The following is a 12,365-nucleotide window of genomic DNA, read 5'->3' as shown; positions in this document are numbered from 1 at the left end:
GGTAAAATTGGTGAAAGTGTTCAATAAATCAACTCATTAACATGTATATGATTGTTAATGCTAATATCTATGGAATAATTTGTTTATGCAAGCCGTAGAAGGGGTGGAAGAATGAAGAAAGTTTGTGCCCAATGTAGTAAGGAATATCCTGCGGAAAAATCCAAATCAAAGTTTTGTTCTATAAATTGTTCTAGTATGAATCAATCAAAAAAAATAATAAAAACCTGCGAATATTGTAAGATTGATTATTCCGTCCCAAGATATAGGGAAAAAACTTCACGCTTTTGTAAATCAACTTGTCGGGAGAAAGCTCAATATAAACCCGGTTTTGATGGAGAAAATAAGATTTGTACATCCTGTAAGGAGCTAAAGCCTTTAACGGATTTCTGGAAAAGGAGAACAAAATGTAAGTCTTGCTTGAAGGATCGTAATAGGGAATGGTATGAAAATAATAAAGAACATGTGGCAATTAAAGGCAAGGAATATCGTGAAAACAATTTCGAAAAATTAAAGGCTCAAAAAGAAGAATATAAAAAAGCTAATAAAGAAAATTATCGCAGGTATCTTAGGGAATGGAAGAAACGAAACAAAGAAAAGGTGAAAATCGATAATCGTATAGCCACTTCTGTTAGGAGGGCTAGACTTTTAAGTTTACCTTATGACTTCTCGCAGGAAGATTGGGATAATACACTTGAACATTTTGATTTCAGGTGTTCTTATTGCGGATCAAATGATAAGTTACAGCAAGAACATGTTATTCCTCTATCCTCTGGGGGAGGAACGACTAGGGATAATATTATTCCTGCTTGTAGCATCTGCAATAATCAAAAGAACAACAAGGATTTTGAGGATTGGTATTTTGGGTATGAACACTTTTCAATAGAACGGTTGGTAAAAATAAAGGAGTTTATTGAACATAATACCGAGGAAAGCCCTACCGGAAACGGTTCGGAATCCGTAGAGAGCAGAGGAAGGCTAAAGCTTTAAGCTATGCCAATAACACTCGCCATGGGAAGGTAACAACTATGGTATGCCGAGCAACCAAGAACGGTTGAAGATGTGCTCCGAACTATATGGTGACATATAGAGACAGGCAGAAATGACCTGTCTTTTCTTATGCCTTGATTTCCAATGCGAAAGATGTTCCTCCTTATAGAAATTGTGAAACTTTCCATTGATCAGGTATGTCTTTCTTACGGTGAGGTTTTTTACACAGCTGATTAAAGATTGTATTTTCATTACCGTCTAGATTGTTAATAACAAAGTTAGAGATTTCAATTCTACAATCCTTTAAACTATGACAAGTTGCTAAATATTTTTCAGGAGAATGTGGGGATTTAAAACTGACAGAATACGAACCATCCAGTTGAGGTCCATCTGTTATAAAATAGAATTCATGACTTTTAAATTTTTTGTGACTTAATGCTATTAATTTCATACAAACCCACCCTTTCTGATATAAGTTAATTTTAATACAAAAAAAGGCTTATTTTCAGAAGGTTTCACTTTTTTTATTTATTTCATCGGAAGAAACTGTGCGGTAGGTTAGGACTTCTATTATTTAAATTTATTTTTCCTAATTTGATATTAGGATATAATAGAAATAAATGAATAAAAGGTGTGATATTTCTGACGGAAGCACTAAAAAAGCAGCATAGAAAGTTATCTAGTTTGATAATTATCCAACGGACCATTCTTATTACAATAGGTGCTTTGCTCATGGCCACGGGATTGGAAATCTTTTTAATTCCCAACAATGTAATTGATGGTGGCATTACAGGTATTTCAATTATGCTTTCTCACATTACTGGGATAAAACTAGGAATCTTTCTTTTTCTATTGAATTTACCATTTGTATATCTGGGATATAAACAGTTTGGAAAAACTTTTGCTATATCTACTATATACGGGATTATAATGCTCTCTATTTTTGCAACATATTTTCATCCTATTCCACCCTTCACTGAGGACATCCTCCTTGCTACAATATTTGGCGGTATTTTCTTAGGTGTCGGTGTAGGAATAGTAATTCGTAACGGTGGGGCGCTTGATGGTACAGAAATACTTTCGATTGTTATAAGTAAAAAAGTGCCTTTTTCTGTTGGCGAAATTGTTATGTTCATCAATCTATTTATACTTGGTTCTGCCGGGTTCGTTTACACTTGGGATAGAGCTATGTATTCAATCTTAGCTTATGTAATAGCTGCTAAAGCCATTGACATTGTTATTACTGGAATGGAAGAAACAAAGTCGGTGTGGATAATTAGCGATGAAGCAAGAGAGATAGGTGATGCAATCAATAGTCGCTTAGGACGAGGTGTGACATACTTACATGGTGAAGGTGCCTTTTCAGGGGAGGACAAGAAGGTTATTTTTTGTATAATTACCAGACTTGAAGAATCTAAGTTAACTACAATTGTTGAAGAGATTGACCCTTCTTCTTTCTTGGCAATTGCAAATATTGCGGAAGTACGTGGTGGACGGTTCAAAAAGAGAGATATTCATTAATTTATAAAATAATTACTTATAAACAAAAGCCAGCATCAAAATGTTGGCTTTTGTTTATGTCACACTGGAGCAAACTGTACGGTAATCAAAATTGAATAAGTAACAAAAACCATGCCCTTTTTAAGTTAAGAAGGGCTTTTTATTATGAATAAAGACAATTAAATAAACATGATTATTGAATGGATTTGAATGAAACCGGAATATTATAATGGATAGTAATATTTTGTTTCAAAAAACATATACTTTCAAAAAAAACAAAGGTGATTTCATGTCTATCAAAAGTAGAATTAAAGATTTCCTAAATGGTGTTCAAATTTATGAAGGGGTAAGGTCAGATGAGTTGTTGGAAGTCGAAGCTGATCACTATGATAGTAAATCGACATTTGAAGTTGTATGGGGTGAAATTTATAGCATTTACTATTGGATGAATAATCCGACTAAAGAAAATATCAAGAAGCTGCAAAATGATTTTGAAATGATCGACAATGGACATAGCGTTAGAGTTAAAATTCAAGCTCAATTAATTACAGCATCATACCAAAAACATGGTCATTATTATACATTTGCTTTGGAAGAAATAAAAGATTTTTATAATCAAATTCATGAGAAAAGAAAAAGGAAAGAAGAAGACGAAATAGATAGAAAGAAACGTAAAGAGGAAGAATTAATTCGGAATCAACCAGAAAAATTAGCAAAGTCTATAGAAAAGATTTTGAAAAAATAACAATAGAGCAATTGATTAGCTGATAAATAAATATTTAGTTCAATAAATCCAAGTCGTCTCAAAAGGGCGGCTTTTTATTATGCAATAAAAAAAGGGGTGGATAGTATGGAAGCAGATATATTAAGCCTGTTTTTAAAAGAAGGTGGATTCGCAGCCTTATTTGTATGGATGTTGTACTCAACAATGAAAACTAATAAAGAACGAGAAGCAAATTATCAAGCAGTAATTGAAAAAAATCAAGATGTAATTGAAGCACAAGCTCAGGCATTCTCAACACTCGCTCAAGACGTAAATGAAATTAAACAAATCATTGTTCAAGATAATAAAAATTAATTACTAGGGAGGTATAAACAAATGAATGAATTCGTTATTTCAAGTGGTCACGCTAAAGTAGTACGTGGTGCAAGTGGGTATCTAGATGAGGTTAATGAAGCTAGGAAGGTAGTGCCTAAGGTTGCAAAGTATCTAAAAGAACTAGGTTGTAAAGTACATACATTTCATGATGATACATCAAAAACTCAACGGGATAATATCAATACGATAGTTAAATATCACAATAGCAAAAGTCGGGATATAGATGTATCTGTACATTTTAATGCAGGAACAAATGAAATTGGGGGTACAGAGATTCTTTATTATGGCGACGGAAATAAAGCATTAGCTGCAAAAGTATCTAAAGCTATAGCTGAAGCACTTGGAATTAAAGATCGAGGGGCTAAGAAAAGAACAGATCTTGGATTCCTAAAGGGAACAGCTAAACCAGCTATTCTTATTGAGGTATGCTTTGTAGATACTAAAACCAATGCAGATGCATATAATAAGAGCTTTGATGATTGTTGTAAAGCAATAGCTGAAACGTTATCGGATAAAAAGTTGAAAGAAGAAGCTAGACCATTTCAAAAGAAAAGTGTTCTCCATAAGGTACAAGTTGGTGCTTTTTCAGATGAAAAAAATGCAACTAAATTAGCAGCAGAGTTAATGAAACAAGGATATTCAGTGAATATTGTAAAAGGATAGAATTATAGCCCTTCTCATAATCGAGAGGGGCTTCCTTTAGTATTCTCTTATATTATAACTAAGTTTATTTTAACTCTTCCCAATTCATTACTTTCAATCTGTCTCTTGTAACATTCGTCCCTGAAGAAATCGCTTCATAAACTTTCTCTAATAATTTATTTTCATCGACAGTGTCTTCAACATCTACAGTTAAATAATACTTAGTACCTTTGGGAATTATTTTTCCATTAATTTTAGGAAACTCATAATAACCAACGTATAGTCTCATTTTTAATCCACCCTTGTTAAAACTAAGATTTTTAATCAAACTGTTCCCAATAATAATCATTACCACCAGAATATTTAGCTGTCTTATGATAAAAATCATACCAATTTTCCATAGCAAGTAAAAAAGCTTCCTTCATAAATGGGATATGAAGGGCATTTTGTCCTTTTAGTGACGCTGGGCATAAATCGCTATCCATTCTGTTTCTTTTATTGATATTTACTACAACGATCGGTATATCGAGTTTTTGGGCTTGTTTTATCTCCCAGCCAACATATTTATGATGATATTTAGTCCTTTCTCCAATTAAAGCTATCATCAATTTTGTATTTAGCAATCGTTCTCTTAATCTTTTTTTAATAGTTTCTTCATTACTAAATTGCATGATTGTATTCAGGTCATGTGCATTATGGAATTTAAAATCAAACTTATCGTTTTTATCCCACATTTTTAATGTATTATAATATCTGTTATCACTATCATATTCAACACATACATATACTTTATTTCGATATGCCATATAAATTACTCCTATTCTCGATTTGCTTTAGGTAATGATTTTGCTAATAATATTGAAATAAAAATAAACATGTTTAAGACTTGTGTGATCTCTATAGTGGCACCAATGTTCGTAATTGACTTCATACCCTCATAATCTACGGCAAATGATTGAGCAATTGCATAAATAAAGCTTATCATTATATTATTAGATTCAGGGTTTTCTAAAGAAAAATGTTTAGGAATCATAATTGAGTATAAATATACATAACACAACATCATAAACAACACAGAAACAAATAAGTTTATGAACCTTCGTCTAACTCTGTGGATTGTTTGATTTCTTTCAAGTAATGCATCGTCACACCAAAGGTGGTAATAAAAATATGTGTACACATTTGATAATAATAAATACCAAACAATTATCTGAATCCACACCGTATCATTCTGATTAAATAAAATTATTAAAAGGAAGTAAAACTTAGCTACAATGAATAAATCTATAACTATATTTTTGTTTCTCCTGATTTTTATGCCCCTAACCCTTGAAGTCTTATTCTTGAAATAGAGTATAGTAAAATAATCTGATATCTTTTTTAACCATTCGATAATATTTAAGTAAAAAAGAATATTTATGGTCATTTCTACAACTGGGTAAATGATCCCGTTATCGAAACTCGTCTCTTTACGTCTTTTGGTATACAATTTTATTCACCTAACTTTTAGAACAACTTGTGTTATCCTTTATAAACCTTTTCATTAATGGGAGAATATTTTTTCTCATTCTCTTACCACCTTTGGTTAAATACACATATCTAGTACCGGCGTTTTGAACATGTGTTATATCAAAATATCTGTCTCCTCTTAATTCCCTAACATGACCAAGGTTACTAATTTCACACTTTTGATCATAACCTGTAATCGGATACCATTTATCTCCTTTACTAAAATGCCCCATACTATCCCCCCTGCCTTATTCAAGGTCATTTAAAATGATTATTTCATTCAAAAAAAAATACCATATTCAATGGTATTGAAACCTATCTTTACTTTCAATTTACTCTCCTCAAGATATAGGTATAATAACCCAGCATTACATTTAAAGTTTAACATTTATGGATATGTTTGTGAATGGATTTTATTTTTTTAGCTTCAATGATCCACCATTCGATTGAATTACATTTTTAACAGGTTTAGGTTTGATTTGTAATGTCGATTCACCTGACCTGCTTTCAATGAAATCAGATATGGAAGGGGATTGATAAATTTCAAGATTTGTACTTTTAACTGCATATCGAGTAGGGGTAATAATTAGGATAGATGGGAAGACCTTTTTATCTGGTTTTTGCCAAGGTTCATCTTTCCAATCTCCTGTATCATAATATTCTTCATAAAGATCAATTTTCTTTTGCATGACTTCTTTTGTATACACATTACGCTGAACTTCAATAAATATTGGGTTAAACCAAATAGCAAAAATATCGGGTTCAATTGTTCCTTTGTCACCATATTTAGGCTCAATCATGAGGTTTTTAGTTTCTCTGTGTGCTTTCATTTCAATAACAGTATCTACAAGTTCAAGGAAGTGGGGGATTTTAGTTGAGTCTGGTTTAATATTACAGTCAACGGTGAAGTAAACGTATGGAGAGTGAAGAGTACTGCATTTGATAAAGTTATCCCTTGTTAAACGCTTTAAAACGCTATTACATGAATTTATAGGATTCTTAAGATGTTTAAAGTGTAATTCAACAATTTGGTTTCTTGACATCATTCTGAATTGTCTCAAGTCATTAATAATGGCTTTATCCCTTTGGTTCACTATCGAACACCTCATCTAATGAAAATTCATTTACCTTTCGATCTGCGACATCTTCAAGCTCTGGTTTTTCTTGTTTCACTTTTAATGGATCTAGTAACCCTTTAGCTTTCTTCTTATCCATATAAGGTACTTGAATTACTCTTTCTTTACCTTGAGTTGAAAGTATCATCCTACCCGCAGTATCTAAATCAACTGATTGCTTCAAACCACTTATTTTTGCATTCGTTTCATCTGACTGTTTACCTGATATTCTAAAGGTAAGGTTATTCTTCAATTGTCCACCCAATGATTTAGCATCACCACGTTGCATTGACAACAATAGATAAACACCATTAGAACGACCTATACAGGATATACTTTCAATTATTTTCATTATTTTGGGTTTATCCTTGAGCAATATAACCTCATCAATACACACGATAATGTTGGTGGTCTATCCTTTAACTCATAAATGCTTTCTACGTCCATCTTATCAAGCAATTTACCTCTTCGAAACATTTCATTTTCAATTATTTGAAGAGGAGGGAGGAGTGACTTAGCATCCATAAATACACCCATTACATGAGGTAGTCGTTTGTATATGCCGAATTCTGAAAACTTTAAATCACCAAGTAAGAACTGTATTTCATCTGGTGACTTATGCAGAATCAATGAGGTCAATATTCCCCTAATTAAAGAACTCTTACCACTTCCAGTTGTTCCTGTGAGCAACATATGATGTTCTTTTGCCATATCCTTTACATTCATCTTTCCTGACCTATCTACGCCACACATAATAGGTATATTTTTATCCTTCAAATGAGGTTGAATCTTTTTAAACTCGTATGGAATATCTTTTTTCATGTCCTTTGAATAGCACCGCAAGATAAACTTCTTCACCTTACCATCTATTTCAATGTTATTACCAAAGCACTGTTTGAATACCCATTCTTGTTTCAAAACTAAATCAGGATTAGCACCATCGGGTAATGTAAAAGTGAATCTGACAGCTTCATTTTCCTCATCAATGTGGACTTCATGTATCTTAGGATATCGTGTATATATCTTTGATTGCGTTGTGGTTTGTTTATGAATACCACCAAGTTTAAATGCCCTCATTAATGCACCACGAAGCTTTATCTTTGCTCTCCACTTATCCATCATAAGAACACCCCACTAACATCTATCAGAAGCTTCCAAATGAAACCGAATGCTATGCAAGGTATTGCAATGTTAAAACCTGTATGAAGAGCTTCTGCTACATCATAATTTCCTTGATGTTCGAAAAACTTTTCCAATAGTGCAATGGACAGTAACCCAACACCCATTATACAAATAACAGGATCAAGCATTACGAATGGGCTAACTGAGTACATGTTAATATTCGGACTAACCTTTCTTATTTCCTTCTTTTTCTTATTTTTGAAACAACAGTCTTCGAATGAATAGAACTTAACAGTATGCACTTTACTCATCTCATTCATACCCCCATATTAATATTCGGATAATTCTAAATTAAATATTCCCCCCTCGCGCTCCCCCTTACTCACTCACTTCGTTCCCTCCTAACAAATCTTCATAACGCAGTCATACCAATGGTTTAAACTTGTATTACATTGGTAACAATAATAATTAGAAAATAAGTAATTGATTAGCTATTAATTCGTAGATTTCTTTCAAATAATCAGTAAAGGATTATTAATTACTTTGTAAATGATATGTAGAAAGTTCGTATCTAGTGCTTGTACCTACGAGAAAGGGGAAATTTATTTACAATGGTAGAATATGTCGTATTTTTTGGACTTGTCATAACAGGGTTTGTCTTTCTAGGTTTGGACATGCGAAGAAGTAAAGGAGTTAAAGTGGATCATTACATCCCCCCATACTTTGTGGAATTAGATAAATGTCAAAGTCCAATTGAGAAGAGGGTATTAAAAGCTTTATGGATGAGGGATTATAAACCAACTACACAGTATCCAATAAGAAGATATAGAATTGATGTGGCATTTCCAGAATATCGATTAGCCATTGAATGTGATGGTAAAGAATTTCACTCAAGCAAAAAAGCTAAAGCACACGACAGGAAGCGAGATGCATACTTAAGATCAATTGGATGGAAAACGCTGCGATTTAGTGGAAGTGCCATCAATGGTAATATGAGCAAGGTGATAACTCGAATTGAATCTGAAATCCAAAAGAAATGCTCAAGTGGATGCCATTCGGAGGATTAATATGACAAAAAGTAAAGTAGAAACAATTGAATACGTCAACAAAAACGGTGAGTTAGTTAAAGCAAAGATAAGTGATTATGATGAAATTGCATATTATAAAGACTTTAATGAAAAGGGTAAAATAGTTACTCGGAAGATTATTGATACTGAAGAATTCACATATATAGAAGGAATTGGAATAGCAACGGAAGAAGGTAGCTTGGATATGGAGAAGTTAATTAAAACACTGTTACAGGAAAAATACCTACGTTATCTTTAAAAGGGAAATTTTTCACTTCATTTTTTTGACTAAAGTAAGAACAAATGTTCTATAATGTATTTATAGAATGAATGGAGATGTTCTTATGTCTATAAAAGATCGTGGAAAGCTTAAATGGCAACCTGCTTTGATGTTGCCTGAATACGTTAAATTATTAAATGACGTAAATAAGGATTATTACCGTCAAGTAAAGCCAATATTAGATGAGTACCAGTTAGAGGAGTTTGAGAACAAGATACATACCGCAATGGAGTTTGCTTCACCTGTAAAGTTTACTGTTTGGGAAGATGGTTTTGATTGGGAGTATGTTGGGATGATACATAGGTTAGATCCATTCACAAAGGCGATATATTTGGAGCTGGAAAATGAGAAGGGACATATTATTAAGGTGAAGTTTGAAGACCTTGTAGCGGTAGAAGTAATGGAGTGAAAAAATGGCTAAAGCAAAACCAAAAAGAAAACTGTGGATTAAGAGTAGAACATTCCTAAATGAATTTACAGTAGATGAATACTTGAAAAAAGAAGTGAAGTTAATCTTAGCTAAATATACAAAATGAATAAAACTCACCAGTCTATAACGATTGGTGAGTTTTTATTTTCTATAATTTTACTCGTTACTATTTTCATAGAGAATTTAGTGAAATGTGAATAGAAGATAGTTTGTTTGGAGATTATTATATAGGACGGGAGAGTGATAATTGGTTGGATAAAAAGTCAAAGAAAATAAATCTTAATGATGTTGATATGACTGATGTAGAAGTTGTCTCAACGGAGAATATCGATATCAATGAATATTTCAGAAAGAAGCTTCTCGAGTGTATAGCCAAAGAAGAAAGTAGGCTGTTTTTGTATAAGGAAAAGAATAAATAGTTTAATTGAAAGGACTATTCTAATGTGAAAAAGAGTAAACCAAGAAAAGAACTGCGAGGAAATGGCTATTTTGTAAATGAACCTAACTACGAATTAATGGCTAAGGCGTTTACGGAACTATACTTTAGTTTTACTAAAGGTGGATCTGGAGATGTAGAATTCGACAAATTAGGCACGATAGCTTTATTTTCTGCATTGGCAAATGATGAAGAAGGGAAACAAAAGGAATTAGATAAAATGAGAGCTCACGTTAAAAGACTTAAGAATGAAAAAAAGAAATAGATAAAGTCTTGTCGTGGTCATCTAGTTTACCCTCTGCATGCAGAGTACCGATAAAAAGGGAAGCAAACAAAACATAGTCCCGAAATACACCATCCATGTAGTATTTGGGGACTACTTGACGTTTACCTTTATAGCGAATTTACTTAAAATAAGGAACCTTTTTCAAAGCCACACAAACTGGAACGGCAACGATAATTCCTAATATATTTTGAACGAGATCTCCAGGTATCGAAGCTAAAGGTGCAATCCAATTACCGTATAGAATCCCTTCACCAATATAATAAACAGCTATCATAAATGGAATGGAAACGATTGTTGCTATTACATTGAAAGCAATGCTAGTACCGTTGCGACCCTTTGACCAAGCGATTTTACCAACTATATATCCTTGCAAACCACGCGCCACAATGGTGATAGGTGCCCACAATGTCCACCCTCCAACTATATCAAATAACCCCATTCCTATCGCACCAGCAAGAGCTGCTTTTTTAGGACCAAATAAAATAGATGCAATAAAAAGCATAGCTGTTCCTAGATGAACTAACCCTCCATTTGCGGCAATTGGCAGTTTAATATTCAAAAAGAAAGTAGATAGGAACACAAGTGCAATCAACATTGCGGTAATAATTAAATCCATAGTTTTTTGACTTGACCTTGAATAACTTTGTGTATTTTGCATATCTGTAAACCTTCCTAACTAGAATTTTCCTATGATTTTAGCAAAAGACTGGTGTCTATAAAAGTGTCAATTTATTAAAAAACTATGAGGTCAGTTGATAAAAAATACAGATATTATACGTATTGAAAAGAGAGAGGAGATGACTGTTTTTAGCTGATTTATGATAAGATAAATAAAGTTTAAAGTGGATAGGCCATATGGAGGTTATTATGAAAAAAGTTGCTGTACTACAGGATTTATCATCTTTTGGAAAATGTTCATTAACAGCTGCAATTCCGGTTCTTTCGGTCATGGGCGTGCAGGCATGCCCTTTACCAACGGCCATATTGACTGCGCAAACCGGATATCCAAGTTTTTTTTGTGAAGATTTTACATCCAAAATGAAATACTTCATAGAAGAATGGAGCAAGCTTAATGTAACCTTTGATGGAATCTATACCGGCTTCGTTACTGGTGAAGAGCAAATTAATAATATTTTCCATTTTTTAGATAAATTTTATACAAAAGAAACCATTTTACTTGTTGATCCAGTAATGGGGGATATAGGAGAAGTCTATAAACTTTTTACCGATGAATTACTGGTACTTATGAGAGAACTGGTGAAGCGTGCAGATGTCATTACACCAAATGTTACAGAGTGCTGTTTATTAACCGGATTGTCTTATGAAAAGCTGCATAGCTATTCAAACGAAGAGGACTATATTAAAGCGATAGAAGAAGCAGGGAATATGTTGCAGCAAGAAACGGGAGCTCAGGTTATCATCACTGGAATGAATCCACAGTCAGCAGATTCAGAGAAGCAGTTTATCGGAAATATGTATTTGGACGGAAGTAGAACCTTTTATAGTGCGACGCAGTATAACGGTGAAAGCTATTCAGGTACTGGTGATTTATTTGCATCTGTGATTATGGGAAGCATGATGCGTGGAGAGAACCTAGAAAAATCCGTACAGCTCGCAGTGGCATTCCTGACAGAGGCTATCAATGATTCCTCCTTGGAGCAAATTCCTAAAGTAGAAGGAGTTAACTTCGAAAAATATTTACGAATGTTATTATGAATGCTTTAAAAAATGGAAAAAATAGAGTAACAAAAGCTCGGCTTTTTGACTAACCGAGCTTTTTGTATAAATCAAATAGTACTTATATTTTGCCGAGTATTGTAAAAAACCACTTAAATAATAAGGAAACTTTCTATTTACCTCACAACAGCCAGTATTTATGTTCGTTAAAGTTT

General features: G+C 33.1%; 20 protein-coding genes. 11 read left to right on the top strand and 9 right to left on the bottom strand.

The genetic code is table 11. The features are described from left to right. Window positions 1-111 precede the first annotated feature (111 nt). Complete coding sequence (locus tag QUF94_RS14700; protein ID WP_289316505.1) at window positions 112-987, top strand: HNH endonuclease; 876 nt, start codon at window positions 112-114, stop codon at window positions 985-987. A 163-nt stretch (window positions 988-1,150) separates the two neighbouring features. Here QUF94_RS14700 and QUF94_RS14695 read toward each other — a convergent pair whose 3' ends face one another. Continuing rightward, window positions 1,151-1,438 (bottom strand): hypothetical protein, encoded by a 288-nt coding sequence (locus tag QUF94_RS14695; protein WP_289316504.1) that lies wholly within the window; start codon window positions 1,436-1,438, stop codon window positions 1,151-1,153. A 191-nt stretch (window positions 1,439-1,629) separates the two neighbouring features. On the opposite strand from QUF94_RS14695, the gene QUF94_RS14690 reads away from it, so the two are divergent. The 4 genes from QUF94_RS14690 (at window position 1,630) to QUF94_RS14675 (ending at window position 4,249) form a co-directional block, all read left to right on the top strand. Then, window positions 1,630-2,508, top strand: a complete 879-nt coding sequence (locus QUF94_RS14690) for a YitT family protein (protein WP_289318384.1) — start codon at window positions 1,630-1,632, stop codon at window positions 2,506-2,508. 268 nt (window positions 2,509-2,776) lie between these two features. Beyond that, window positions 2,777-3,232: a hypothetical protein gene (locus QUF94_RS14685; protein ID WP_289316503.1), complete on the top strand. Its 456-nt coding sequence runs from the start codon at window positions 2,777-2,779 to the stop codon at window positions 3,230-3,232. A gap of 105 nt (window positions 3,233-3,337) precedes the next feature. Continuing rightward, complete coding sequence (locus QUF94_RS14680) at window positions 3,338-3,565, top strand: BhlA/UviB family holin-like peptide (protein WP_289316502.1); 228 nt, start codon at window positions 3,338-3,340, stop codon at window positions 3,563-3,565. A 21-nt stretch (window positions 3,566-3,586) separates the two neighbouring features. Then, window positions 3,587-4,249: an N-acetylmuramoyl-L-alanine amidase gene (locus QUF94_RS14675; protein WP_289316501.1), complete on the top strand. Its 663-nt coding sequence runs from the start codon at window positions 3,587-3,589 to the stop codon at window positions 4,247-4,249. A 64-nt stretch (window positions 4,250-4,313) separates the two neighbouring features. On the opposite strand, the gene QUF94_RS14670 is transcribed toward QUF94_RS14675, so the two are convergent. The 7 genes from QUF94_RS14670 to QUF94_RS14640 form a co-directional block, all read right to left on the bottom strand. Continuing rightward, a complete protein-coding gene (locus QUF94_RS14670; RefSeq protein WP_289316500.1) occupies window positions 4,314-4,517 on the bottom strand; it encodes a hypothetical protein in 204 nt (67 codons plus the stop codon). 31 nt (window positions 4,518-4,548) lie between these two features. Beyond that, on the bottom strand, window positions 4,549-5,034 hold the full coding sequence (locus tag QUF94_RS14665; RefSeq protein WP_289316499.1) for a TIR domain-containing protein: 486 nt from the start codon (window positions 5,032-5,034) through the stop codon (window positions 4,549-4,551). 693 nt (window positions 5,035-5,727) lie between these two features. Continuing rightward, window positions 5,728-5,970, bottom strand: coding sequence for a hypothetical protein (locus QUF94_RS14660; RefSeq protein WP_289316498.1), 243 nt, complete (start codon window positions 5,968-5,970; stop codon window positions 5,728-5,730). 180 nt (window positions 5,971-6,150) lie between these two features. Then, complete coding sequence (locus QUF94_RS14655; protein WP_289316497.1) at window positions 6,151-6,831, bottom strand: replication-relaxation family protein; 681 nt, start codon at window positions 6,829-6,831, stop codon at window positions 6,151-6,153. Further along, on the bottom strand, window positions 6,815-7,204 hold the full coding sequence (locus tag QUF94_RS14650) for a cell division protein FtsK (RefSeq protein ID WP_289316496.1): 390 nt from the start codon (window positions 7,202-7,204) through the stop codon (window positions 6,815-6,817). Before QUF94_RS14650 ends, QUF94_RS14655 begins: the two co-directional genes overlap by 17 nt. Beyond that, window positions 7,204-7,971 (bottom strand): FtsK/SpoIIIE domain-containing protein, encoded by a 768-nt coding sequence (locus tag QUF94_RS14645; RefSeq protein WP_289316495.1) that lies wholly within the window; start codon window positions 7,969-7,971, stop codon window positions 7,204-7,206. The genes QUF94_RS14650 and QUF94_RS14645 overlap by 1 nt, the downstream gene beginning before the upstream one ends. After that, entirely contained in the window at window positions 7,971-8,285 is a 315-nt protein-coding gene (locus QUF94_RS14640) for a hypothetical protein (RefSeq protein WP_289316494.1), read from the bottom strand. Before QUF94_RS14640 ends, QUF94_RS14645 begins: the two co-directional genes overlap by 1 nt. A 300-nt stretch (window positions 8,286-8,585) precedes the next feature. Between QUF94_RS14640 and QUF94_RS14635 the strand changes: the two genes are divergently transcribed. From QUF94_RS14635 to QUF94_RS14615, 5 genes are all read left to right on the top strand, one after another. Then, entirely contained in the window at window positions 8,586-9,041 is a 456-nt protein-coding gene (locus QUF94_RS14635) for an endonuclease domain-containing protein (RefSeq protein ID WP_289316493.1), read from the top strand. 1 nt (window position 9,042) lies between these two features. Next, window positions 9,043-9,300: a hypothetical protein gene (locus tag QUF94_RS14630; RefSeq protein ID WP_095396085.1), complete on the top strand. Its 258-nt coding sequence runs from the start codon at window positions 9,043-9,045 to the stop codon at window positions 9,298-9,300. 85 nt (window positions 9,301-9,385) lie between these two features. Then, a complete protein-coding gene (locus QUF94_RS14625; RefSeq protein ID WP_289316492.1) occupies window positions 9,386-9,730 on the top strand; it encodes a YolD-like family protein in 345 nt (114 codons plus the stop codon). Window positions 9,731-9,734: 4 nt separating this feature from the next. Further along, entirely contained in the window at window positions 9,735-9,857 is a 123-nt protein-coding gene (locus QUF94_RS14620) for a hypothetical protein (protein ID WP_286676225.1), read from the top strand. A gap of 337 nt (window positions 9,858-10,194) precedes the next feature. Continuing rightward, window positions 10,195-10,452 (top strand): hypothetical protein, encoded by a 258-nt coding sequence (locus QUF94_RS14615; RefSeq protein ID WP_095396088.1) that lies wholly within the window; start codon window positions 10,195-10,197, stop codon window positions 10,450-10,452. 139 nt (window positions 10,453-10,591) lie between these two features. Here QUF94_RS14615 and QUF94_RS14610 read toward each other — a convergent pair whose 3' ends face one another. After that, window positions 10,592-11,131, bottom strand: a complete 540-nt coding sequence (locus QUF94_RS14610; RefSeq protein WP_096340597.1) for an ECF transporter S component — start codon at window positions 11,129-11,131, stop codon at window positions 10,592-10,594. A 209-nt stretch (window positions 11,132-11,340) separates the two neighbouring features. On the opposite strand from QUF94_RS14610, the gene QUF94_RS14605 reads away from it, so the two are divergent. Further along, window positions 11,341-12,189: a pyridoxamine kinase gene (locus tag QUF94_RS14605; protein WP_289316491.1), complete on the top strand. Its 849-nt coding sequence runs from the start codon at window positions 11,341-11,343 to the stop codon at window positions 12,187-12,189. Window positions 12,190-12,365: the final 176 nt, after the last annotated feature.

It is taken from the genome of Peribacillus sp. NJ4, from assembly GCF_030348345.1.
Taxonomy (GTDB): domain Bacteria; phylum Bacillota; class Bacilli; order Bacillales; family DSM-1321; genus Peribacillus.
This window is presented reverse-complemented; position numbering and strand designations above follow the sequence as displayed.

What these genes read in the sequence shown, in the direction of transcription:
- QUF94_RS14685 (WP_289316503.1), top strand. Translation starts at nt 2,777, where the DNA reads ATGTCTATCAAAAGTAGAATTAAAGATTTCCTAAATGGTGTTCAAATT.
- QUF94_RS14665 (WP_289316499.1), bottom strand. Translation starts at nt 5,034, where the DNA reads ATGGCATATCGAAATAAAGTATATGTATGTGTTGAATATGATAGTGAT.
- QUF94_RS14620 (WP_286676225.1), top strand. Translation starts at nt 9,735, where the DNA reads ATGGCTAAAGCAAAACCAAAAAGAAAACTGTGGATTAAGAGTAGAACA.
- QUF94_RS14640 (WP_289316494.1), bottom strand. Translation starts at nt 8,285, where the DNA reads ATGAGTAAAGTGCATACTGTTAAGTTCTATTCATTCGAAGACTGTTGT.
- QUF94_RS14630 (WP_095396085.1), top strand. Translation starts at nt 9,043, where the DNA reads ATGACAAAAAGTAAAGTAGAAACAATTGAATACGTCAACAAAAACGGT.
- QUF94_RS14635 (WP_289316493.1), top strand. Translation starts at nt 8,586, where the DNA reads ATGGTAGAATATGTCGTATTTTTTGGACTTGTCATAACAGGGTTTGTC.
- QUF94_RS14670 (WP_289316500.1), bottom strand. Translation starts at nt 4,517, where the DNA reads ATGAGACTATACGTTGGTTATTATGAGTTTCCTAAAATTAATGGAAAA.
- QUF94_RS14700 (WP_289316505.1), top strand. Translation starts at nt 112, where the DNA reads ATGAAGAAAGTTTGTGCCCAATGTAGTAAGGAATATCCTGCGGAAAAA.
- QUF94_RS14695 (WP_289316504.1), bottom strand. Translation starts at nt 1,438, where the DNA reads ATGAAATTAATAGCATTAAGTCACAAAAAATTTAAAAGTCATGAATTC.
- QUF94_RS14605 (WP_289316491.1), top strand. Translation starts at nt 11,341, where the DNA reads ATGAAAAAAGTTGCTGTACTACAGGATTTATCATCTTTTGGAAAATGT.
- QUF94_RS14625 (WP_289316492.1), top strand. Translation starts at nt 9,386, where the DNA reads ATGTCTATAAAAGATCGTGGAAAGCTTAAATGGCAACCTGCTTTGATG.
- QUF94_RS14680 (WP_289316502.1), top strand. Translation starts at nt 3,338, where the DNA reads ATGGAAGCAGATATATTAAGCCTGTTTTTAAAAGAAGGTGGATTCGCA.
- QUF94_RS14610 (WP_096340597.1), bottom strand. Translation starts at nt 11,131, where the DNA reads ATGCAAAATACACAAAGTTATTCAAGGTCAAGTCAAAAAACTATGGAT.
- QUF94_RS14650 (WP_289316496.1), bottom strand. Translation starts at nt 7,204, where the DNA reads ATGAAAATAATTGAAAGTATATCCTGTATAGGTCGTTCTAATGGTGTT.
- QUF94_RS14645 (WP_289316495.1), bottom strand. Translation starts at nt 7,971, where the DNA reads ATGGATAAGTGGAGAGCAAAGATAAAGCTTCGTGGTGCATTAATGAGG.
- QUF94_RS14675 (WP_289316501.1), top strand. Translation starts at nt 3,587, where the DNA reads ATGAATGAATTCGTTATTTCAAGTGGTCACGCTAAAGTAGTACGTGGT.
- QUF94_RS14660 (WP_289316498.1), bottom strand. Translation starts at nt 5,970, where the DNA reads ATGGGGCATTTTAGTAAAGGAGATAAATGGTATCCGATTACAGGTTAT.